This is a genomic window from Roseivivax sp. THAF197b, assembly GCF_009363255.1.
Lineage (GTDB): Bacteria > Pseudomonadota > Alphaproteobacteria > Rhodobacterales > Rhodobacteraceae > Roseivivax.
Genome location: NZ_CP045318.1, coordinates 2,014,040 through 2,034,965, shown reverse-complemented (window position 1 = coordinate 2,034,965; position 20,926 = coordinate 2,014,040). Strand labels below are relative to the sequence as shown.

Annotated in this window: 16 protein-coding genes; 4 read left to right on the top strand and 12 right to left on the bottom strand. The window is 65.3% G+C overall.

What is annotated here, in order from left to right:
* Window positions 1-28: 28 nt before the first annotated feature.
* Both FIV09_RS10035 and FIV09_RS10030 read right to left on the bottom strand, forming a co-directional pair.
* Complete coding sequence (locus tag FIV09_RS10035) at window positions 29-3,763, bottom strand: efflux RND transporter permease subunit (protein WP_152449812.1); 3,735 nt, start codon at window positions 3,761-3,763, stop codon at window positions 29-31.
* Complete coding sequence (locus tag FIV09_RS10030; RefSeq protein WP_152449811.1) at window positions 3,760-5,103, bottom strand: efflux RND transporter periplasmic adaptor subunit; 1,344 nt, start codon at window positions 5,101-5,103, stop codon at window positions 3,760-3,762. The genes FIV09_RS10035 and FIV09_RS10030 overlap by 4 nt, the downstream gene beginning before the upstream one ends.
* A gap of 334 nt (window positions 5,104-5,437) precedes the next feature.
* Here FIV09_RS10030 and FIV09_RS10025 point away from each other — a divergent pair, with 334 nt between their 5' ends.
* The 3 genes from FIV09_RS10025 (at window position 5,438) to der (ending at window position 9,061) form a co-directional block, all read left to right on the top strand.
* On the top strand, window positions 5,438-6,094 hold the full coding sequence (locus FIV09_RS10025) for a tetratricopeptide repeat protein (protein WP_152449810.1): 657 nt from the start codon (window positions 5,438-5,440) through the stop codon (window positions 6,092-6,094).
* A gap of 83 nt (window positions 6,095-6,177) precedes the next feature.
* Window positions 6,178-7,497, top strand: coding sequence for a PQQ-like beta-propeller repeat protein (locus tag FIV09_RS10020; protein ID WP_254702194.1), 1,320 nt, complete (start codon window positions 6,178-6,180; stop codon window positions 7,495-7,497).
* 91 nt (window positions 7,498-7,588) lie between these two features.
* Window positions 7,589-9,061 carry a ribosome biogenesis GTPase Der gene (der, locus tag FIV09_RS10015; RefSeq protein WP_152449808.1) on the top strand — a complete coding sequence of 491 codons (1,473 nt, stop codon included), beginning with the start codon at window positions 7,589-7,591 and terminating at the stop codon, window positions 9,059-9,061.
* Between the two features lie 59 nt (window positions 9,062-9,120).
* Here der and FIV09_RS10010 read toward each other — a convergent pair whose 3' ends face one another.
* The 10 genes from FIV09_RS10010 to guaA form a co-directional block, all read right to left on the bottom strand.
* A complete protein-coding gene (locus tag FIV09_RS10010) occupies window positions 9,121-9,738 on the bottom strand; it encodes a TetR/AcrR family transcriptional regulator (protein WP_152449807.1) in 618 nt (205 codons plus the stop codon).
* Complete coding sequence (ppk2, locus tag FIV09_RS10005) at window positions 9,731-10,600, bottom strand: polyphosphate kinase 2 (protein WP_152449806.1); 870 nt, start codon at window positions 10,598-10,600, stop codon at window positions 9,731-9,733. The genes FIV09_RS10010 and ppk2 overlap by 8 nt, the downstream gene beginning before the upstream one ends.
* A 64-nt stretch (window positions 10,601-10,664) precedes the next feature.
* Entirely contained in the window at window positions 10,665-11,636 is a 972-nt protein-coding gene (locus tag FIV09_RS10000) for an alpha/beta fold hydrolase (RefSeq protein ID WP_152449805.1), read from the bottom strand.
* 5 nt (window positions 11,637-11,641) lie between these two features.
* On the bottom strand, window positions 11,642-12,595 hold the full coding sequence (gene metA / locus FIV09_RS09995) for a homoserine O-succinyltransferase (protein ID WP_152449804.1): 954 nt from the start codon (window positions 12,593-12,595) through the stop codon (window positions 11,642-11,644).
* Between the two features lie 68 nt (window positions 12,596-12,663).
* Window positions 12,664-13,524, bottom strand: coding sequence for an ATPase (locus FIV09_RS09990; protein ID WP_152449803.1), 861 nt, complete (start codon window positions 13,522-13,524; stop codon window positions 12,664-12,666).
* Between the two features lie 57 nt (window positions 13,525-13,581).
* Window positions 13,582-14,505 (bottom strand): DMT family transporter, encoded by a 924-nt coding sequence (locus FIV09_RS09985; RefSeq protein WP_152449802.1) that lies wholly within the window; start codon window positions 14,503-14,505, stop codon window positions 13,582-13,584.
* Between the two features lie 124 nt (window positions 14,506-14,629).
* Window positions 14,630-15,775 (bottom strand): OmpP1/FadL family transporter, encoded by a 1,146-nt coding sequence (locus FIV09_RS09980; RefSeq protein WP_152449801.1) that lies wholly within the window; start codon window positions 15,773-15,775, stop codon window positions 14,630-14,632.
* A gap of 104 nt (window positions 15,776-15,879) precedes the next feature.
* Window positions 15,880-16,785 carry a DMT family transporter gene (locus FIV09_RS09975; RefSeq protein ID WP_152449800.1) on the bottom strand — a complete coding sequence of 302 codons (906 nt, stop codon included), beginning with the start codon at window positions 16,783-16,785 and terminating at the stop codon, window positions 15,880-15,882.
* Between the two features lie 69 nt (window positions 16,786-16,854).
* Window positions 16,855-17,508, bottom strand: a complete 654-nt coding sequence (locus FIV09_RS09970) for a YrbL family protein (RefSeq protein ID WP_152449799.1) — start codon at window positions 17,506-17,508, stop codon at window positions 16,855-16,857.
* Between the two features lie 4 nt (window positions 17,509-17,512).
* Window positions 17,513-19,081, bottom strand: a complete 1,569-nt coding sequence (guaA, locus tag FIV09_RS09965; RefSeq protein ID WP_152449798.1) for a glutamine-hydrolyzing GMP synthase — start codon at window positions 19,079-19,081, stop codon at window positions 17,513-17,515.
* Between the two features lie 240 nt (window positions 19,082-19,321).
* Between guaA and FIV09_RS09960 the strand changes: the two genes are divergently transcribed.
* Window positions 19,322-20,866, top strand: coding sequence for a trimethylamine methyltransferase family protein (locus FIV09_RS09960; RefSeq protein ID WP_152449797.1), 1,545 nt, complete (start codon window positions 19,322-19,324; stop codon window positions 20,864-20,866).
* The last annotated feature ends 60 nt before the right edge of the window (window positions 20,867-20,926 follow it).

Here is a 20,926-nt window from a genome sequence, read left to right as displayed (position 1 = left end):
CCCGCCCCGAGGTGCCAGCTTGGGCGTGTTACTCGGCGGCGCGCAGAGGCACGTTGGGTGCGTCGGGATCGGCAACCTCTGCGGGCAGGGGCGTCTCTTCCCAGATAATGGTGGGCGAGGTGACGCGGCGCGCTTCGCGGTTGAGCGCCCAGTCCCGCGCGGCTCGGCTGGACCGGCCCATGGACAGGCGTGCCAGCAGCCGCGCGATCCAGTGGGCATAGGTCGTGACCCAGACCCGGATCGCCAGCATGGAGGGCGTGAACATCAGCGTCAGCACCGTCGCGATGCCGAGGCCGAAGACGACCGCCGTGGCCAGCTGCTTCCACCAGAGGGCCGTGGGGCTGTCGATGGAATAGCCGCCCGCGAAGAAGTCGAGCGACAGGCCGAACATCATCGGCGCTAGACCCGCCATGGTGGTAATCGTGGTCAGAAGGACGGGGCGGATGCGGTCCTGCGCGGTGCGGATGATCGCCTCGATCCGGGGCATGTAGCGCTCGTATTCCTGGTAGGTGTCGATGAGCACGATATTGTTGTTCACGACGATACCGGCGAGCGCCACGATCCCGGTGCCGGTCATGATGATCGAGAAGGTCTGATCCATAACCAGCATGCCAATGAGCACGCCGGTGGTCGACAACACGACTGCCAGCAGCACGAGAACAGCGTTGTAGAAGGAATTGAACTGCGCGAGCAGGATGATGAACATCAGCCCCAGAGCAGCGGCGAAGGCCTTGCCGAGGAAATCCTGGCTTTCGGCCTGATCTTCCTGATCGCCGGTCCATTCCCAGGAAAGGCCCGCGGGCAGGGGATTGGCCTCGAGCCACCCGGTCAGGGCCGCAATGCGTTCGTTCGGGTTGATCGCAATGAGACTGAGCGTGCCCTCTGCAAGCGCGTCCTCGATGCCTGCGGCGGTTTGATCTGCGCCGAGGCTCAGCACTTCGTGGCGGCTCTCCGGTCCGGTCTCGATCACGGTGCCGCCGTCATGCGGGGCCTCGCCCGGGGCCAGCGCGCGCAGCACGGCCGCGGGTGCAGTGTCCTCGGGGCCGATCACCGCCTTGACGAGGTTCGGCGCCACATCGGCCTTCACGTCGAAGAAGCGCTTCTGGCCAACGCGATTGATCTCGGCGAGCTTGGCCACGGGCTGGCGGGTGATGAAATTCGACAGCGGCACGAGGCCATCGCCGGTGCGGACCTTCAGCGTATCGAGGGTGGAAAGAACGCGGTCTTCCTCGGGCAGGCGGACGCGGATGTCGATCTCCTCGTCGGAGGTATCGACGCGCATCGTGTCCAGGAGAAGCCCGCGCGTGACAAGCTGCACCATCGCGCCCACGGTCGCCACATCCGCGCCATAGCGGCCGGCCTTTTCCACATCGACGTCGATCTGCCAGTCGATGCCGGGCAGGGGGCGGGTATCCTCGATGAGCGTCAGGCCGGGGGTCGCGTCGAACCGTGCGCGCGCCGCCTCGGTCGCGGCCAGAAGGTCGGGCCAGTTGTCGCCCCGGATGCGCAGATGCACGGGCTTTGCGGAGGCCGGACCCATGGCGAGGTTCAGCACCTCGGTCTGGATGCCGGGGATGGATTTGAGCTGTTCGCCCAACTCCTCGATCACGCGGTCGCCATCGAGCTCGGGGTCGTTCTTGCGGTCTTCCCAGGGGATCGTCTCGAACTGGACCTGGCCGATCGTGTCCTTGGGGGCCTCGGCGCCGCCCGTGTTGCTGTCGAGCCCGCCATCGCCTGCAAATGCAAAGGCGTTGCGCGTGCCGGGATGGGCGATGACGATCTCCTCGGCACGGGCCACCAGCGCGTCCTTTTCGGCAAGGCTCAGATTGCCACGGGCGCGGACATAGAGAAGCGCCTGTTCGGGCTCGCTTTCGACGAAGAACTCGACGCCGTTATTGTTCTCACCGAAGTAGGAGAAGACAGAGATCACGAAGAAGATCACTGCCGCGACCGACACGAGCGGCCCGATGGGATTGCCGACCACCGCGGTGATGACCCAGCCGAAGGCCGACCGGCGATAGCCCGCGCGGACGCGCTTTTCCTGACGGCGGATGGCAGCAGCCCCCATGGTGATCGAGGTCAGGACCGCGAAGATCAGGAAGACCGCGATGCCGGGCATCCGGCCGGCCCAGCCGTCCGCCACGGGCGGGAACAGGTAGGCGGGGTTCAGCACCATCATCGCGCCCACGAAAAGGCCCAGAAGCGTGACGGGCACCAGCGCTGCCCGGATCACCCAAGGGGTCGCCGCGCGCAGGCCTTCGGAGGCATTGTCGAGCGCGCGGGAAAAGCGGCCCGTGACGCCGCCCATGACGGGCAGGTAGACGAGCGCCACCACGAGGCTGGCGGAGAGCACGAAGATCAGTGTGACGGGCAGCATGCCCATGAACTCACCCGGCACTCCGGGCCAGAAGAGCATCGGCAGGAAGGCGCAGAGCGTCGTCGCGGTGGACGACACGACGGGCCAGAACATGCGCTTGGCGGCCTCCACATAGGCCGACATCGGGCCCGTGCCTTCGGAGATGCGCTTGTCGGCATATTCCACCACGACGATGGCGCCGTCGACCAACATGCCTACGGCGAGGATCAGGCCGAACATCACGATATTGGAGACCGACACGCCCATCAGCGCGAGGAAGGCGAAACACAGAAGGAAGGAGGTCGGGATCGCGAAGCCCACGAGGAAAGCGGGTCGCGTGCCGAGGGCTGCGAGCACCACGATCATCACCAACGCGATGGCAGTCAGAACCGAGCCTTCGAGCTGGCTGACCATGGAGGCCACCTGCCGCGACTGATCGTTCGAGGTGCCGAGCGTGACGGCCGCGCGCAGCTCGGGCGGCCAGGCGGCTTCGGCGGCGGCCACTTCGTCCTTCACCAGCGCCACGGTGTCGATGATGTTGAAGCCCTTGCGCTTCACGACCTGCAGGGCGATCGAATCCTGCCCATCAAACCGCGCGGTGGAGCTGCGATCCTCGAAGGTCAGGTTGATCGTCGCCAGATCGCCCAGCGTCACGACCCGGTCGCCATTCACCTTCACGGGCAGGTCGTAGACATCGCGCGCATCGTCGAAGGAGGACGGGATCTTCACGGCGAAGGCGCCGGTTTCCGTCTCGACCTCGCCCGCGGCAATGAGCTGGTTGTTGTTCTGGACGACATTGATCAGCTCGCCCGCGGTGACGTTGTAGCTTTCGAGCCGCAGGGGATCGATTACCACTTCGAGCATCTCGTCGCGATTGCCCGCGATGCCGGCCTCCAGGATCGCGTCGAGCCCTTCGAGCCTATCCTGCAGGTCCTTCGCCACCTGCACCATCGTCCGCTCGGGGACGGGGCCCGTGAGGTTCACGATGACGACGGGAAATTCGGAGAAGTTGATCTCGTTGATCGAATATTGCTCGGCCCCGGCGGGGAACTTCGCCTCGGCATTGGACATGGCGTCGCGCACATCGGCCATGATCTTGGTCTTGTCCCAGCCGAACTCGAACTCCAGGACGACGCCCGCATAGCCTTCGGCGGCGGTCGAGGACATGCGGTCGAGCCCGTCGAGATCGACAAGCTCGGTCTCCATCGGTTTGACCAGCAGCGTCTCGGAATCCTCGGCCGAGATGCCGGGAAAGGGGACGGAGACGAAGAGGGCGGGGATTTCGATATCGGGCTCGCCCTCTTTGGGCAGCGTGATGTAGCAGAAGGTGCCGACCGCGAGCGACAGCGCGATGAAGGCCAGCACCATGCGGGCCCGTTCGGCCGCCCAGTCGACGATGCCGGTCATTGGATGACTTCCTCGTAGCTGGGTGCCACGGGCACGCCGTCGGTCACGTATTCCTGGCCCAGCAGGATCACGTCCGCCGTCTCCGGAAGGCCCGCGACGTAGATGCCGCGACTGGTATCGCGCAGGATCTCGACCGGCCGGAACAGCGCGGTGGTCTCGGGCGTGATGGTGCGGACGCCGATTTCACCGTCATCGTTCAGGGTCAGGGCGGATTGCGGCAGAAGATGCGCGAGCTCTCCCTCGGCCTCGATGGCGATTTCGGCGGTCTGGCCTGCGGAGATGCCCAGGCCCTCGTTCGGCACGGTGACCTCGACGCGGAAGGTGCGGGTGACGGGATCGGCGGAGCGCGACACGAAGGTCACGCGGCCCGACACCTCGCCGCCTTCGGTGAGCTGCGCGCCCGCGCGGGCGCCGACCTCGACCCGGCCCACATCCGTTTCGGGCACGTAACCCACCAGCCGGATCGGATCGAGCTGCAGGATCGTGGCGCAGGCCGAACCGCCCATGCCGCCCGCCTGCATCAGCGCGCCCAGCTCGGCGGTATCGGTTTCCAGAAGGCCCGCGAAGGGGGCGGTGATCTCGGTCTTGGACAATTCGTCCTCGGCCCGGGCCACGGCGGCTTCTGCACTTTCGATGGCGGCGCGGGAGGTCTCAAGCCCCGAGCGCGCGGCTTCGAGCCCGGCCTTCGCGGCGGATACCGATGCCTCGGCGGAGCGCACCGCAGAGGTCGTGGCCGCCACGCGCGTCTCCGAGGCAAAGCCCGATTCCGACAGCCGGTTCGCGGCATTGGCGTTGATCCGCGCCTCGTCGAGCGCGGCCTCGGCCTGGGCGACGCGCGCCTCGGCTTCGGGGATGCGGGAGCGCACCTCGGGCACGCGGGCCTGGGCATCGGCCAGTGCCGCCTCGGCTTCCGCCAGACCGACAGCGCGGGTGCCGGGATCGAGCTTGCACAGAAGCTCGCCCGCCTCCACGAAGGCGCCCTTGCGCAGGGGTTCGGAGACGATGCGGCCCGTGGTCTCGGCCATGACATCGACCGAGCGCGCGGCCTCCGTCTCGCCGCGCAGAAGGACGCGGGCGTCGACTTCCTGCGCAGTGGAGCGGCGGGCCATCACGGCGATGGCGCCGCTTTCGCCCGCTTCATCTTGCGCGGTCGTGTCTTCCTCGGGGGCGGCGGCGGGATCGCTCTGATCCGCGTTTGTCTCGGCTGCCTCCGTGGCGTCGGCACCGATGGCGGCGGGCGAGATATCGCGGGCAAATTCCAGTAATCTCTCGCGCTCGATTACCACGAAATAGAGCACAAGCGCGACCAGAAGCGCGGTCACAATGGAGAGGAGGCGCATGGCAGCGGGTCCCGTATGGCGGCGGGCCAGAGATGCGACCCGGATAAAATGATCTGATCCATCTACGCTGAACCGGTTAGTTTAGATTAAGATTTGTGGCCGCGCCTGACAAGGTCGCGCCTTTCCATCGTGGCGCTCTGCCCGCGCTTTTCTGCGTAAGATTGCGCGAATGTCGCCGCAAAAGCACAAATATGCGGCTGATCCGCACAGCTCGTGTCCGATATCCCCTCGAGCCGCGCGGGAACAGGCAAGGTGCCGTCCGGCTTGTGAGCGCGCCATGGCTCGTCTAAGGAGGGCGGTAACTGGCCGAGACGCAGAACAGGGCATCCAAGACGTGAGCAATCCCGACAGTTTCATCGACGAAGTCTCCGAAGAGGTCCGCCGCGACCGTCTTTACGGCTATTTGCGCCGCTATGGCTGGATCGCGATCCTGGCGGTTCTGCTGATCGTCGGCGGGGCGGCCTGGCGCGAATACAACGCGGCCCAGACACGGGCGGAGGCGCAGGCCTTCGGCTCCTCGGTTCTGAATGCGCTCGAAAGCGACGACGCGGCAGAGCGGCTCGCGGCGCTTGACGAGATCCAGGCCGCCGATCCGGGTGCCGCGGCCATCCTGAACATGCTGCGCGCGGCACAGAACGCCGAGACGGGCGATACGGACGCGGCGGTTTCGGCCTACGAGGCGGTCGCGACCAATGGCGATGTCGCCGAGATCTACCGCAACATCGCGAGCTTCAAGGCGCTGACCACGGGGGCCGACACGATGGCCGCGGACGAGCGGCGGCAGGGCTTCGAGGCGCTGACGCAGGCGGGTAACCCTTTGCGGTTGCTGGCAAGTGAGCAACTCGCCCTGATCGAGATTGAGACCGGCAACCGGGAGGCCGCGCTTGACCGGCTCCAGGCGATCCTGAGCGATGCGGAGGCGACGCAGGGCTTGCGCCGCCGGGCGTCTCAGTTGATTGTTGCCCTCGGCGGAGAGCTCGGCACGGGCTGAGAAAGCACCGGCTGACGCGGCGCGCCCGCGGGCCGGAAAACGGACGAAAAGACGAGGGCAGAGGCGTGCGTAACGGGACGATTTTGGCAGGGCTCACAGGCCTCGCGGTTTTGGTGGGCTGCGGTGAGAGTGAACCGATCCTGCCCGGTGAACGCCTTGGCTTGCGCGAAGTGCTCGATGGCGATGCGGTCGATCCCTACGACTATACCGGGGTCGAGAACCGGGCCGAACCCGCCAATCTTCCCGCGGCCGTTTCCAATTCCGCCTGGGCGCAAAGCGCGGTCTCGCCGGCTTTCCGGACGTCCCACGCTGCGCTGAGCCTGCCGCTGCAATCGGTCTGGTCGCGCGATATCGGCGCGGGCGACGGGCGCAAGGTGCGGCTCAATGTCGATCCGGTGACGGATGGGGCGCGGATCTACACGATGTCGTCCGATTTCACCGTGACGGCGACGGCGCTCAACGGGGCTGCACTCTGGTCGACACCGCTCGTGCCTGCGCGCGATGCCGACGGGCAGGCGCAGGGCGGCGGTCTGGCCGTGGCCAATGGGGTCCTCTACGTCTCGACGGGCTTCGGTGAGCTGACCGCGCTGGATGCGGGATCGGGGGCCGTGCGCTGGCAGGAAGATCTGGACGCCACCGCCACCGGCGCGCCGAGCGTCGCGAACGGCCTGGTCTACGTGACCGCGGGCGATACGACCGGCTGGGCGATCGAGGCCGATACGGGACGTGAGCGCTGGCAGATCGACGGTCTGGCCAATGATCTCAACAACGTGGCAGGCGCACCGGCCCCGGCCCTTGGTGGCGACCGGGTGGTCTTTGCCTTCGGCTCCGGCGCGCTGCAATCGACCTTCCAGCAGGGTGGTCTGTCGCTCTGGTCCGCGGATCTGGCGGGACGCCGCGTGGGCCGGGCGATCTCCACCGTCGACGATATCTCGGGTGATCCCTTCGTCGCGGATGGCAGGGTCTTCGCGGGCAATCATTCGGGCCGCACGGCCGCCTTCGATCTCTTCTCGGGCGCGCGCGACTGGACGGTCAATGTCGGCGCGCTGGACATGCCCTGGGTGGTCGGCGGGTCGGTCTACATGGTCTCCGACCTCAATGAGTTGGTGCGCCTCGACGCGGCCACCGGCGCGCGGATCTGGACCACGGAGCTGCCGGGCTGGGTGCCCAGCCGCAAGCCCGACCGCCGCCGCGACCGGGCCTTTGCCAATCACGGGCCGATCCTGGCTGGCGGGCATCTGATCGTGGCCTCGTCCGACGGGTTCATCCGGGCTTTTGATCCGGTCGATGGCAGCCTGAAGGCGCAGACCGAAGTGCCGGGCGGGGCCACGACGCGGCCCATCGTGGCCAATGGCGTGCTCTATGTCGTCTCCCGCCGGGGTGTTCTGCACGCTTTCCGCTGAGGCCCTTTGAGAGGCTGCGCGCGCGGCCCCTTTCCACGCGCGCGTAAATGGATTAGGGCCGCATCTCACGTCTGCCGAGGTCCGTCGTCCCATGTCCTTCACCCTTGCCATCGTTGGCCGCCCGAATGTGGGCAAATCCACGCTGTTCAACCGCCTTGTCGGAAAGCGGCTCGCGCTGGTCGATGACCAGCCGGGGGTGACGCGGGACCTGCGCGAAGGGCCTGCGCAGCTTGGCGATCTGTCCTTCACGGTGATCGATACGGCCGGGCTCGAGGATGCGACCGATGACAGCCTCGAAGGGCGGATGCGCCGCCTGACCGAGCGGGCTGTGGACGAGGCCGATGTGTGCCTGTTCCTGATCGACGCGCGCGTGGGCATCACGCCGGTGGACGAGATCTTCGCGGAGATCCTGCGCAAGCGCGGTGGTATCGTGCTGCTGGGGGCCAACAAGGCGGAAGGGCGCGCGGCCGAAGCGGGGCTTCTGGAGGCCTGGAACCTCGGGCTGGGCGAGCCGATGGCGCTGTCGGGCGAACATGGCGAGGGCATGCCGGACCTCTATTCCGCGCTTCTGCCGATCTCGGAGCGGTTCGAGGCGCAGGCGCGCGCCGCCGAAGAGGCGATGCCCGCGACTGGTCTGAGCGTCTCCGAGGATGCCGATGCCGAGGAGGAAGCCGCCTGGGCGCCGAGCGCCGACCGGCCCTTGCAGGTGGCCGTCGTGGGACGGCCCAATGCGGGAAAATCCACTCTGATCAACAAGATACTGGGTGAAGATCGTCTTCTGACGGGGCCCGAGGCGGGTATCACCCGCGATGCGATCTCGCTCAAGATCGACTGGAACGGCACGCCTGCGCGCATATTCGATACGGCCGGGATGCGCAAGAAGGCCAAGGTGCAGGAAAAGCTAGAAAAGCTGTCCGTCTCGGACGGTCTGCGCGCGGTCAAGTTCGCGGAAGTCGTCGTCGTTCTGCTGGACGCCGCGATCCCGTTCGAGCAGCAGGATCTGCGCATTGCGGACCTTGCCGAACGCGAAGGGCGTGCGGTCGTCGTGGCGGTCAACAAGTGGGATCTCGAGGACGAGAAGGCCGAGAAGCTTTCGGACCTGAAAGAGGCGTTCCAGCGGCTTCTACCGCAATTGAAGGGCGCGCCCCTGATCACCGTGTCTGCCAAGACGGGGCGCGGTCTCGACCGGTTGCACGCCGCCGTTCTGAAAGCGCATGAGGTCTGGAACCGCCGCGTGTCGACCGCGCGGCTGAACCGCTGGCTCGGTGCCATGGTCGAGGCGCATCCGCCCCCGGCACCGCAGGGCAAACGGATCAAGCTGCGTTACATGACGCAAGCCAAGACCCGTCCGCCGCATTTCGTGGTCATGTGCTCGCATCCCGACAAGATTCCGGACAGCTATTCGCGCTATCTTGTCAATGGCTTGCGGGTCGACTTTGACATGCCGGGCACGCCCATCCGGCTAGTGATGCGCGGTCAGGGCGATCGCAATCCCTACAAGGGCCGCAAGGTCAAGAATGCTGGCGCTCTGAAGAAGCATCTAGGCAAGAACAAGAAGGGCTGACCCGCGCGAAAAATATTATTAGATAATAATATTTTGGCGGCCTTTCTTGATGTGATGCGTCAGCTGTCCGGAGGGATGAGGCCCAGCCCGCGCAGATAGACGCCGATCCCCGATTCCAGAAGGTCATCGGCCGGAAAGGGCGATTTGTTGCCCGGCGAGTTCCGCGCAAAAAGCTCGACCACGCCGTGGCACATCGCCCAGATATGGGCCGAGAACATCTGCGGCGGAGGGCGACGATCCGCGGGAATATGCTGCGACAGATCGGCGGCGGCGCGTTCCAGGACCGACCATGCGCGGTTCGCCACCTGCGCCAGCGCGGGCGAGTGGTTCACGGACACGCCGGATTCGAACATCGCGATGTAATGACCGGGATATTTCCGCGCGAAGGCCAGATAGGCATGGCCGGTCGCTTCGAAGGCGGCCAGTGCAGAGGGCTGGCGGCTCTCATAGGCGTATTCCATCACATCGACGAAAATCTCGTAGCCTTGCCGGGCGGCCTCCGCGATCAGCTCTTCGCGGCCGTCGAAATGGCGGTAGACGGCCGCAGGCGTGACGCCCGCGCGTTTGGCGGCCTCTGACAGGGTGAAGCCGGTCGGGCCTTTTTCTTCGATCAGACCTAGGGCGGCCTCGACCAGGGCCTGCTTCAGATTGCCGTGGTGATAGCCGCGTTTAGGCATTCCAGATGTCGCGTCCGCCGCAGATCGCAGGATCCGGCCGGCCCACCGCCTGGGCATCCTTTCCGGTGTAGTCGAGATCGCCCAGAACGCGGGAGATGGCGGCAATGCGGGCGCGCCGCTTGTCGTCGGAACGGATGACGGTCCAGGGCGCATGCGGGCTGTCCGCACGGGTCAGCGTCTCGTCGATGGCGTCGGTATAGGCGTCCCATTTTTTGAGGCCCTCGACATCGATCCAGGAGAGTTTCCAGTGCTTTAGCGGGTCCTGTTCACGTGAGAGAAAGCGGCGCAGCTGCTCGGCCTGACCGACATTGAGCCAGAGCTTGAAGACGCGGATACCGTCATTGATGAGCATGCGTTCGAAATCGACGACCTGCTTGAAGAACAGCTCCCGCTCCTCGGGTGTGCAGAAGCCGAAGACATGCTCCACCACGCCGCGATTGTACCAGGAGCGGTCGAAAAAGCCGATTTCACCCGCTGCGGGCAGATGCTGGATATAGCGTTGGAAATACCATTGCGTCCGTTCGGTATCGGACGGCTTGGAGAGCGCCACGACACGCGCGCCGCGAGGATTAATGTTTTCCCGGAAGCGCTTGATCGTGCCGCCTTTTCCGGCGGCATCGCGACCCTCGAAGACGATGGCGATGCGTTGTCCGGTGGCCTTGACCCAGGCCTGCAGCTTCACGAGCTCGATCTGCAGCGCCTCCATCTGTTCCTCGTAATGTTTGCGCTTCATCCGATCCGCGTAAGGGTAGGACGGATCGAGCATGTCGTCCTTGTCGGCATCCTTGATCGCCTCGCGGACCGCGTCGGGCGCATCGTCTTTGTGAAAGGCGCTGATCGCGCCATCGAATGGCAGGGACATGGAACCTCGGGACCTGACAGATGGTCGCGCGACTATGGGATGTTAAGGCGATTAACGCAATTGCTCAGCGCAGGCCCGCGCGGGCCGCGGCGCGATCGATCGCCTCCGAGACGGCGTCGGGGGCCCAGTGGTGGGGCATGTGACCGATCCCGTCGAGCAGTGTGAGCCGGCCCTCGGGCAGGAGCGAGGTGAGCGGCTCCGCATGGACCTGCGGCGGGACGACCGTGTCCTCGGCCCCGTGCACGACCTCGACGGGCATGCGCACGGAGGGGTAGCGCAGCGCCATCTCGGAGACGGCGGCATGCAGGTTGTTGACCTGCCGCGCATTGGCCCGGATCGCGCCTAGCTCCAACGTCAGGTTGGTGCCCACGTAATCGAGGTAACCTTCGGGGATGGGCTGGGGCTTGAAGATCTCTTCTGCCACGTTCTCGATCCGGGTCCGGGTGGCGAAGGGGCGGGCGATGAGAGGCACTATGGCCCCGCCCACCGAGGAGCCCAACACCTCGTATTGCGCACCTAGGCCGCCCGACCAGGGGATCGTGGCGCCCGACACCACCACGAGCGCCGCCGGATCGTGTTCGAGCCCCCAGGCCATGGCAACCGCCCCGCCATAGGAATGACCAAGGACGATGGGCCGGTACACACCCAGCTTGGCCGCCGCTTCAGACAGCATCGCGGCCTGTTCGAACGGGGTCTCCGCGGCGCTGTTGAAGGCGCCGGTGACGCGGTCATTGGCGCGGTCGGTATAGCCCAGGCCCGGACGGTCGAAGACGATGACACGGTAGCGATCGCTGACCTTCTCGACGAAGCTGAAGGTGAAGTCGCGCACATTGCCGGACGCGCCGTGGATCAGCACCAGGTCGGGGCCTTCGCCGGTGACGAAAGCGTGAACCTGCCGCCCGTCCTCAAGCGTCACGAACTGACCGATCGGCGGCGTCTTCTCGGCGAGCGCCGTGTCGCGCAGGGCGCTGCGCGATCCCATCGCGGCACAGCCTGCCACGCCAAGAACGCCCAATCCCATCAATAGCTTGGACATGAGTTTCACGATTTTGACGACGTCCTCAGATCGGTGCGGGCCTGCCCGATCAGGCCAATGTCGAACGGAGTGGTGAGGTAGACTTCCGACACCCAGTTTCCATAGAGAAGATGCGCGTGACTGCGCCAGCGGTTCTGCGGCGGCTGGGTCGGATCGTCGCCCGGATAGTAATTGGCAGGCACGTTGATCGGCGTGCCCGCGGCCACGTCGCGATCATATTCTTCCTTGAGCGTGCCGCTGTCATACTCGAAATGATTGAAGACGTAGAGCGCGCGATGCGCAGTATCCTCAACGAGGCAGGGCCCGGTCTCGGCGCTGTCGATCAGGATGGTGAGGCCCGCCGCCTCGATCTCGTCGCGGCGCAGTTCGGTCCAGCGCGACACGGGGATCACCATGTCGTCGGAAAACCCGCGTAGGTAGGGCGAGGCGGGCGCGCAATTGCGGTGGCGGATACAGCCGAAGGCCTTGTGGTCCAGAAGGTGCTTCTTCACGTCGTGGAAATGGTTGATCATCGCCATGCCGCCCCAGCAGACGCCGAAGGTGGAATGCACGTGGCTCTGCGTCCAGGCGAAAACGCGCGTGAGTTCGTCCCAATAGGTCACATCGGTGAAATCCAGATGCTCGATGGGCGCGCCGGTGATGATGAGGCCGTCGAACTTCTCGCCGGTGGCTTCCACCTCCTCGAAGGGGCGGTAGAAGCTCTCCATATGGTCGGCGGCGGTGTTCTTGGTCTCGTGGCTGGTCATGCGGATGAGCGACAGCTCGATCTGCAGGGGCGTGGCGCCGATGAGCCGGGCGAACTGGTTCTCGGTCTGAATCTTCTTCGGCATCAGGTTGAGCAGCCCGATGCGCAGCGGGCGGATGTCCTGCTTGGCGGCCACGTCCTCGTCCATGACCATGACGCCCTCGCGGTCGAGAACATCATAGGCGGGCAGGTCGCGGGGCAGTTTTATGGGCATCGGATCATCCGGTCTGTCGAGCGTGAGAGCGAGAGATAGGGGACGGGGCAGGCGGTCTCAAGGTACCGTCAGTCGAGGGCCTCCGCGATCACATCGGTGAAGTCGGCCTCGGAGCGCACATCGGCCATCGCTTCGGCGGGAACGGTCACGCCCCAGTGTTCCGCCATCGCGCGGTAAAGCGGCTGGCGATGCGCCATGGCGCGGGCATAGGTCCAGCGGATGAAGGCGTCGGGATCGACCTTGTCGGGGGCGATGCCTGTCTCGGAGAGGTAGGCGTCCCATGCCGCGCTAAGGAAGGCGGGCTGATAGGCCATCGGCTTCGGCGCGCGGTCGAAGCGGCGCACAAGTTCGGCCGTATGGGCGTCGGAGCCTTCGATCCAGACCATCAGGCAGTGCTTCGACAGCTCCGACAGGATCGGATCGTCCGGATTGCCGGGATCGACCCATTCGCAGATCGACCCGCCCGTGTCGCAGATGAAATGCGGATAGCCATAGAGGTCCTGCGCACGGTCGATGAAATAGCCCGTGTCGAGAAGCGCCTGCATCTCGGCGCGGCGGAACTGCTCCTGCCGCTGGCGGTAGGTGGCGATATCCATGCCGCCCTTGGCGGGATCGCCCGGCTTGCCGAGATAGGTCGAGACGGGGGCCAGGTTATGAAAGCTGAGATTCGAACCGATATAGATCGAATCGGAGCGCAAAAGCTCGTTCAGGAAGGGGTTCTTCATCGCCTCGCGCTTGGCATTGTCGACGATGTATTCGCCCATGTAGCGGGTGCCGATGCGGTAATCGATGGAGTAGTGGAACCAGTCGCCTTCCGTGCGCAACAGGTTCGCCACATGGGTCTTCCCGAGGCCCGACATCGCAAAGAGCAGCACGCGCTTGTTGGGCGCATCCCGCCATGCCGCCGCCGATGGGTACAAACGCTGCATTCGCTCTTTCCTGCCTCGATCCTTCCGGCAGAGGCGTACTCAGGCGCGGCGCGGGCGTCAAACCCTGCGCGGCGCCCGGCGCGAGATGCGCGCCCAGAGACGCCCGTCGAGCACAGCAAGCCCCAGCGCCAGAAGCCCGAACCCCGCAATGGCGGGCGCGGTCAGTGTCTCGTCGCGCACCAGCGCGCCGAGCGAGATCGCCACGGGCGGGACCAGAAGCGTCACCAGCATCAGGTTCGACGCGCCCGCCATCGCGAGGATGCGGTAGTAAAGGATATAGGCGAAGGCGGTGGCGATCAGCGCGTAATAGAGGATCGCGGCCCATGTGACGGGGGCCAGGGACAGCGGCGGCACACCTTCGGTCACCAGCATCAGGGGCACGATCAGCACGCTCGATCCCGTGAGCATGAGGCAGGCGGCCATCTCGGGCGCCACGCCGCGCAGGAAGCGACGCCCCCAGAGGCTTGCAAACGCATAGGAGAGCGTGCCGCCGATGATCGCCATCTGGCCCAGGCTTTCGAGGTTGAGGCCGTTCAGCGCGCCGGGTCCGATCGCGAGGGCCACACCGGCAAAGCCCAAGCCGATGCCCATCGCCTTGCGCGGTGTCATCCGTTCGTCGGCGAAGACGAGGGCCGCCAGCAGCGCACCCCAGATCGCGGTGGTCGCGTTCAGGATGGAGGTCAGCCCCGTCGTGACATGAAGCTGCCCCCAGGCCATCAGCGTGAAGGGAAGGATATTGTTGAGCCCGCCCATGACGAGAGCGGCCAGCCACAGGCGCGGATCGCGCGGGACAGGGATGCCGCGCAGCCGCGTATAGGCCCAGAGCGCGGCGGTGGCGGGCAGCACCCGGAAGAAGACCGAGGTGATGGGCGCGATCTCGTCCAGTGCCGTGCGGATGGCGAGGAAGGAGCCGCCCCAGATGAGCGACAGAAACATCAGCTCGGCCCAGGCCCGGCTGGAAATGTTGGTTTGCGGGGTCATGGCCGGGTCTTATCCGCCCCGGCGGGTGGGGACGACCCGGAAGATGCAGGTTGTGACGCGCGGGCATGAAAAAACCCGGCCCTTTGCAGGCCGGGTTTGCTATCTCACGCGGTTAGGCGGTGGATCAGAAGGTCACGCCGATCTTCATGCCGACGCCGAGGGCCGTGTTGTCCTCGAATTCCGCAGCCGGGCTCTGCACGGCATTTGCGGTTTCCGCATCGCCGATCCAGACGTAGCGCGCGCCGAGCGACACTTCGACATTCTCGAAGGTGTAGGCAGCGCCGACGCCCAGCGACCACTGGCCGTCGGTGGGGCCGAGGTTGGACGCAATCTCGCCCTGCTGCTCTTCATAGCCGACCGAGACGGACCCGGCCCAAGCAGGCGAGAAGCGGCGGCCGACGCCCAGCGAGTAGGTGTAGGTGTCGTTCTCGTAGGAGACGAGCGAGTTGCCGCCGGTCACGGCTTCGTAAACATCGGGGGTGATGTCGAACTCGCTCCAGTTGACCCAGCGCACGCCACCGAAGAGCAGCGTGTCTTTCGCAACGCCCGTTTGGAAGGCCAGGTTCACCGATTGCGGCGACTTGATCTCGATGTCGCCATCGGTCTTGGGCGTGCCGCTGATCCCGTTGTCGATTTCCTTGGTATCATGCTCGGTGGTGATCGCGGAATTGTAGGTCAGTGCCACGCGCAGCGCGATATCCGGGATCTCGTAGGCGGCGCCGACCACGTAGCCGAAGCCACCTGCGCGCTCCAGATCACCTGCGTAATCAAGCGCCTGGATCGTGCCGATCGGCGTGTCGATGAAGTTGTCGACCTCTGCCTTCGCCGAGACGACCTGATAGCGCACACCGCCGTGAACGCTGAAGCGTTCGGACAGCGTGTAGCGGGCCAGCAGGGTGAAGGCTTCCGAGTTGAACTCGGCGTTGGAGCCTTCGGCGTAGTAGCCGGTGCCGGTGGGGTAGGCGACATCCGCGCCAAACGGCTGGTCGTAGATGAAGCCGACCGACAGCTTGTCATTGTAGTCGTGCTTGAACGCGAGGCCGAGGTTCAGATAGCCCTGCGCCATATCGCCCGATTTGCCATCGCCCTGCGTCGGGCCTGCCAGTTCCGCGCCCGAGATTTCGGGGGTTGCGGAGCCGAAGCTCAGCTCGGCATAGGTGCCGGGCTTGAAGATCGCGTCGATGGATTGTCCGGAGCGGTCGATGCCGCCCGCATGGCCGGATGTCGCGGCCATGGCGAGCGCAGACGCGCTGAGAACTGCGTATTTCATATTTTGCTCATCCCTTGAGAAAACTCCCTCAGGATTGCGTATATTCTGTGCAGGGCATTCAGCAATTTTGACCCAGCGTCACGCGGACGCATCGCGTCGTAGCGTCACATTCCTGTCACACGCCGGGTCTCTGCCCAGATGTTGAAATAGTTCGCGGCGAAGATGATCGCAGCGCCCAGAAGGACGAAGGGATCGAGCGGCTCGGCGTAGAGCACGACGCCCACGATGGCGATCAGCGGCAGGCGCGTGAAGTCGATGGGCATGACGACCGTCGCGGGCGCGAGGCTGAGCGCGGTGGTCAGGCAGAAATGCGCAACCAGACCCGCCAGCGCAATGAGCGCGACCCAGGGCAGGCTGTTGGCAGAGGGCAGGGCAATATCCCCATCGAAACCGGCGCAGATCAGGCCAAGGCCTGCCTGCATCACCGTCAGCCAGAAGAGAATCGACACGATGCTTTCCGTGCGCGTGAGCTTGCGGGTGAAAACGGCCGATCCGGCAAAGCCCACGGCCGCAAGGGCCGCGAAGACGAGGCCCCATTCGAATGTCTCGGGCGACGGGCGCGTGACGATCAGAACACCCAGAAAACCCGCCATGGCGGCGATACCGCGGGTACGCGTCAGCTTTTCGCCAAGGATAAGGGGCGACAGCAGCATCACCCAGATGGGTGAGGTGAATTCGAGCGCGAAGACCTGCGCCAGGGGAATCACGGTAATGGCGTAGAACCACGCATTCTGGCCCGCGAAATGAAAGACGTTACGGGCGAAATGCAGCCGGAGTTGCGCGGGCCGGATCGAGCTGCGCTGTCCTGCGAGGCTGGCGGCGACAACGACGATTCCGATGCCGATCAGGCTGCGAAAGAGCATGATCTCGAACGTGTCGAGCTCGATCGCGACGGCCCGTCCGGCAATGGCCATGGAGATGAAGGAGACAATCGCGCCGATCATCCACAGCGCGGCACGAATCGTGTCGCTCGACTTTGCGAGGGGCTGTGTGGGTGCAGCGCGGGACATGGGCGAAGGTCTGCGTCAGCGCGGTTGCGTTTGCAAGGGCCGTGATTGCGCAGGGATCGGCACCCGGCTTTACGAGAATCGGCGGGCCTTCGGGTCCCAGGTCAGGCCGGACTTCGCAGCGGTCTCGGCAAAGGCCCGGTCGAGGCGGCGGTCGTTGAGCGGCTTGATCCAGGTCTTGAGCGGGATGGCGGAGCGGTCGCCGAAGCCGTCGACCAGCACGTAGCGGCTTTGCTTTTCGTGCCAGACGATATTCTTGGGACCGGCATCATGCACGACGATCTGCAGATCGTAGATCGCGGCCACGAAGGCATCGAGCGCGGTCTGTTGGTCGGCGCTCAGTGCTCCGGCGGCACATTGATCCGCCAGGCTGGGGGCCATGGCGCCGTCCGCGTCGCGGATCATCTCGACCACCTGACCCAAGCCCTGATCCGTCTGGCGATGCCCCAAAATGGTGGGCAGGGGGGAGCGCGTTCCCTTCGCCTTCGCGACCTTGGCGGCTTGCGCAGCGGCATCCTCTTCGCGGTAGAAGAGGGCGTAGGCCTGCGCATGCTTGCGGCGGCCCGCGGCACTCTCGGGATCCACACCTTCAAGCGCGCGACGGTATTTTGGCAGCATCACCTTGATGAGCTGACCCGGATCGCCGGGCATCGCATAGATCGCCCGTTCTGACCCTTTGGCGAGCCGGGTCGCGCCTTCGAGGATCAGGATATCGCGCACGGACATGGGATCACTCCCATTCGATGGTTCCGGGGGGCTTCGAGGTCACGTCATAGGTCACGCGGTTGATGCCCTTGACCTCGTTGATGATCCGCGTCGCCGTCTCGCCCAGAAACTCGTGGCTGAACGGGTAGTAATCGGCGGTCATGCCGTCGACAGAGGTGACCGCGCGCAGGGCGCAGGCGTAATCGTATGTGCGTCCGTCGCCCATCACGCCCACGGTGCGCACGGGCAGGATCGCGACGAAGGCCTGCCAGATCTCGTCGTAAAGCCCGTGCTTGCGGATCTGGTCGATATAGACCGCATCCGCCTTGCGCAGGATCTCGAGCTTGTCGCGGGTAATCTCGCCCGGGCAGCGGATGGCGAGGCCGGGACCGGGGAAGGGATGGCGGCCGATGAAGCTCGCAGGCAAGCCCAACTCGCGGCCAAGTGCGCGGACCTCGTCCTTGAAGAGCTCGCGCAGCGGCTCCACGAGCTTGAGGCCCATCTTCTCGGGCAGTCCGCCGACATTGTGGTGCGACTTGATGGTGACAGACGGCCCGCCGGAGAAGCTGACGCTCTCGATCACGTCGGGGTAAAGCGTGCCTTGCGCGAGGAATTCCGCGCCCTCGATCCCGTCGGCGTATTTCTGGAAGACGTCGATGAAGAGCCCGCCGATGATCTTGCGCTTGGTCTCGGGGTCCGACACGCCTTCGAGGCGCCCGAGGAACAGGTCCTGCTCCTGCGCGTGGATGACCTGCAGGTTCATGTGGTCGCGGAACATGCCCACGACCTCTTCGGCCTCGTTGAGGCGCAGGAGCCCGTGATCGACGAAAACGCAGGTGAGCTGGTCGCCCACCGCCTCATGGATGAGGGCTGCGGCGACGGAGCTGTCGACCCCGCCCGAGAGCGCGCAGATGACCTTTTTGTCGCCGACCTGTTCGCGGATCTGTTGGACGGCCAGTTCGCGGTAGGCATCCATCGTCCAGTCGCCCGAGAAGCCCGCGATACGCACGAAATTCTCGTAGAGCGTCTTGCCGTTCGGTGTGTGGTGCACTTCGGGGTGGAACTGCACGGCGTAGAAGCCGCGGTCGCGGTCGGCGGTGATGGCGAAAGGCGCGCCCGGCGAGGTGCCGAGGACCTCGAAGCCGGGGGCGATCTCGCTCACGTGGTCGCCGTGGGACATCCAGACCTGTTCGCGCTCGCCCAGGAACCAGCCGGTCAGAAGGTCGGATTTCGTCTCGGCGGGGGCCACATAGGCGCGGCCGAATTCGGCCGTGGCGTGCTCGCCCGCCTCAACCTTGCCGCCCAGATCGTGCATCATCACCTGCTGGCCGTAGCAGATGCCGAGGATCGGCACGCCTAGATCGTAGATTGCCTTGGGTGGACGCGGGGAGCCTTCGCGCATCACCGAATCCGGCCCGCCCGAGAAGATCACCGCCTTGGGGCTGAGCTGTGCCAGCAGGTCCTCGGTGACGTTCTGGTAGGGATGGATTTCGCAATAGACCGACAATTCGCGCAGACGGCGCGCGATGAGCTGAGTGACCTGGCTGCCGAAATCGACGATGAGCAGGGTTTCGTGCTGGGCGATATTTTCCATGCATCGCCTCGTAGGGCGTGGCGGGAATTGGCGCAAGAGGGCAGACGCGGATCGCCCGGTCGGTGCGCCCCCGTTCGCAGCGCCCCCGTTCGCAGCGCCAGGGGACCTGGGCGCGCACGTCATGTCGCTTTCGCCTCTCAGGTGGCGGTTTCGGGACAGGGTATCGCCGTCCGACTGCGATATTGGACGCACGCAAACGCCGCCCGGACAGCGGTGAAGAGGGATGGGAAGGACGAACATATGAGCGATGTGAGTGCCCGCAGGCGCGGACGGAGCGGCGGCGGCGCGGCAAGACGGGCCGAGCGCACGGCGGTCTCCATCGAGACGGCGCGCTTCATCGAGCGCAACATCCCCAATTTCGAGGTCCTGACCGACGAGGCCTTATCGATCATCGAGGAGAATGCCGAGACGGTCCTTGAGGAAATCGGCGTTAGCTTTGTCAACAATCCCCGCGCGCTGGAGCGCTGGCGCGACGCGGGTGCGGATGTGATCGGCGAGCGGGTGCGCATTCCGCGCGGCCTTGCGCGCAAGCTATGCGCAACTGCCCCCAGCCAGTTCACCCAGCATGCGCGCAACCCCGAGAAGAATGTCGAGATCGGCGGCAAGAACCTCGTCCTGGCCCCGGTCTACGGCCCACCATTCGTGCATGACGTGGAAACCGGGCGGCGCTACGCCACGATCGAGGATTTCCGCAAATTCGTGAAGCTCGGCCACATGTCCCATTGGCTGCACCATTCCGGCGGCACGGTCTGCGAGCCCACGGATGTGTCGGTGAACAAGCGCCATCTCGACATGCTGCACGCGCATATGACGCTGACGGACAAGCCCTTCATGGGATCGGTCACCGAGCCGTCCCGCGCCGCCGATTCGGTGGAGATGTGCAAGGTGCTCTTCGGGGAGGATTTCGTCGATCAGAACACCGTGCTGACGAGCCTCATCAACATCAACTCGCCGCTGACTTTCGACGACGTGATGATGGGATCGCTCGAGGTTTATGCGGCGGCGAACCAGGCCTGCATCATCTCGCCCTTCATCGTGGGTGGTGCCATGGCGCCGGTCTCGGTCGCGGGCACGCTGACCCAGGTTCTGGCAGAGGTTCTGGCGGGTGTGGCCTATTCCCAGCTCGTCCGGAAGGGCGCGCCGGTGATCATGGGCACCTTCGTGACCTCGATCGACATGAATTCGGGCGCGCCCACGTTCGGCACACCGGAAGCCGCGCATATCACCTATGGCGCGGGGCAGCTTGCCCGGCGCTTGGGGCTGCCCTACCGGTCGTCGGGGGCGTTCAACGGCTCGAAGCTGCCCGATGCACAGGCAGGCTATGAAAGCGCCAACTCGCTGAATGTGGGTCTGCTCTCGGGGGTGAACTTCATGCTCCATGCCTGCGGCTGGCTGGAAGGCGGGCTTGTCTCGTCCTTCGAGAAGTTCGTCATCGATGCCGACCAGCTGGGCGCGCTGCACCAGATGGCGCGCGGCGTGTCCATGGATACCGAGCATCAGGCCATGGACGCGATACGCGAAGTGGGGCCGGGCGGGCATTTCCTTGGCTGCTCGCATACCCAGCGGAACTTCAAGACGGCGTTCTGGCGCTCCGAAGTGCTGGATTATCGCCCCTTCGAGACCTGGAGCGAGATGGGCGGGCATGACACGGCCTGGAACGCCGCGGAGATCGTGAAGAAGAAGCTGGCCAATTACGTGCCGCCCGCGATGGATCCGGGCACGCTTGATGCGCTGAACGAGTTCGTTGCGCAGAAGAAGGCCGGTATCAAGGATACGTTCGGCTGATCAGACGGACAGCGACGGATCCGGATTGATCCGACGCTCGGGGGGTACGGGAGGGCGCGG

What these genes read in the sequence shown, in the direction of transcription:
- ppk2 (WP_152449806.1), bottom strand. Translation starts at nt 10,600, where the DNA reads ATGTCCCTGCCATTCGATGGCGCGATCAGCGCCTTTCACAAAGACGAT.
- FIV09_RS10030 (WP_152449811.1), bottom strand. Translation starts at nt 5,103, where the DNA reads ATGCGCCTCCTCTCCATTGTGACCGCGCTTCTGGTCGCGCTTGTGCTC.
- der (WP_152449808.1), top strand. Translation starts at nt 7,589, where the DNA reads ATGTCCTTCACCCTTGCCATCGTTGGCCGCCCGAATGTGGGCAAATCC.
- guaA (WP_152449798.1), bottom strand. Translation starts at nt 19,081, where the DNA reads ATGGAAAATATCGCCCAGCACGAAACCCTGCTCATCGTCGATTTCGGC.
- FIV09_RS10035 (WP_152449812.1), bottom strand. Translation starts at nt 3,763, where the DNA reads ATGACCGGCATCGTCGACTGGGCGGCCGAACGGGCCCGCATGGTGCTG.
- FIV09_RS09985 (WP_152449802.1), bottom strand. Translation starts at nt 14,505, where the DNA reads ATGACCCCGCAAACCAACATTTCCAGCCGGGCCTGGGCCGAGCTGATG.
- FIV09_RS09960 (WP_152449797.1), top strand. Translation starts at nt 19,322, where the DNA reads ATGAGCGATGTGAGTGCCCGCAGGCGCGGACGGAGCGGCGGCGGCGCG.
- FIV09_RS10010 (WP_152449807.1), bottom strand. Translation starts at nt 9,738, where the DNA reads ATGCCTAAACGCGGCTATCACCACGGCAATCTGAAGCAGGCCCTGGTC.
- metA (WP_152449804.1), bottom strand. Translation starts at nt 12,595, where the DNA reads ATGCCCATAAAACTGCCCCGCGACCTGCCCGCCTATGATGTTCTCGAC.
- FIV09_RS09970 (WP_152449799.1), bottom strand. Translation starts at nt 17,508, where the DNA reads ATGTCCGTGCGCGATATCCTGATCCTCGAAGGCGCGACCCGGCTCGCC.
- FIV09_RS10000 (WP_152449805.1), bottom strand. Translation starts at nt 11,636, where the DNA reads ATGTCCAAGCTATTGATGGGATTGGGCGTTCTTGGCGTGGCAGGCTGT.
- FIV09_RS09990 (WP_152449803.1), bottom strand. Translation starts at nt 13,524, where the DNA reads ATGCAGCGTTTGTACCCATCGGCGGCGGCATGGCGGGATGCGCCCAAC.
- FIV09_RS09980 (WP_152449801.1), bottom strand. Translation starts at nt 15,775, where the DNA reads ATGAAATACGCAGTTCTCAGCGCGTCTGCGCTCGCCATGGCCGCGACA.
- FIV09_RS09975 (WP_152449800.1), bottom strand. Translation starts at nt 16,785, where the DNA reads ATGTCCCGCGCTGCACCCACACAGCCCCTCGCAAAGTCGAGCGACACG.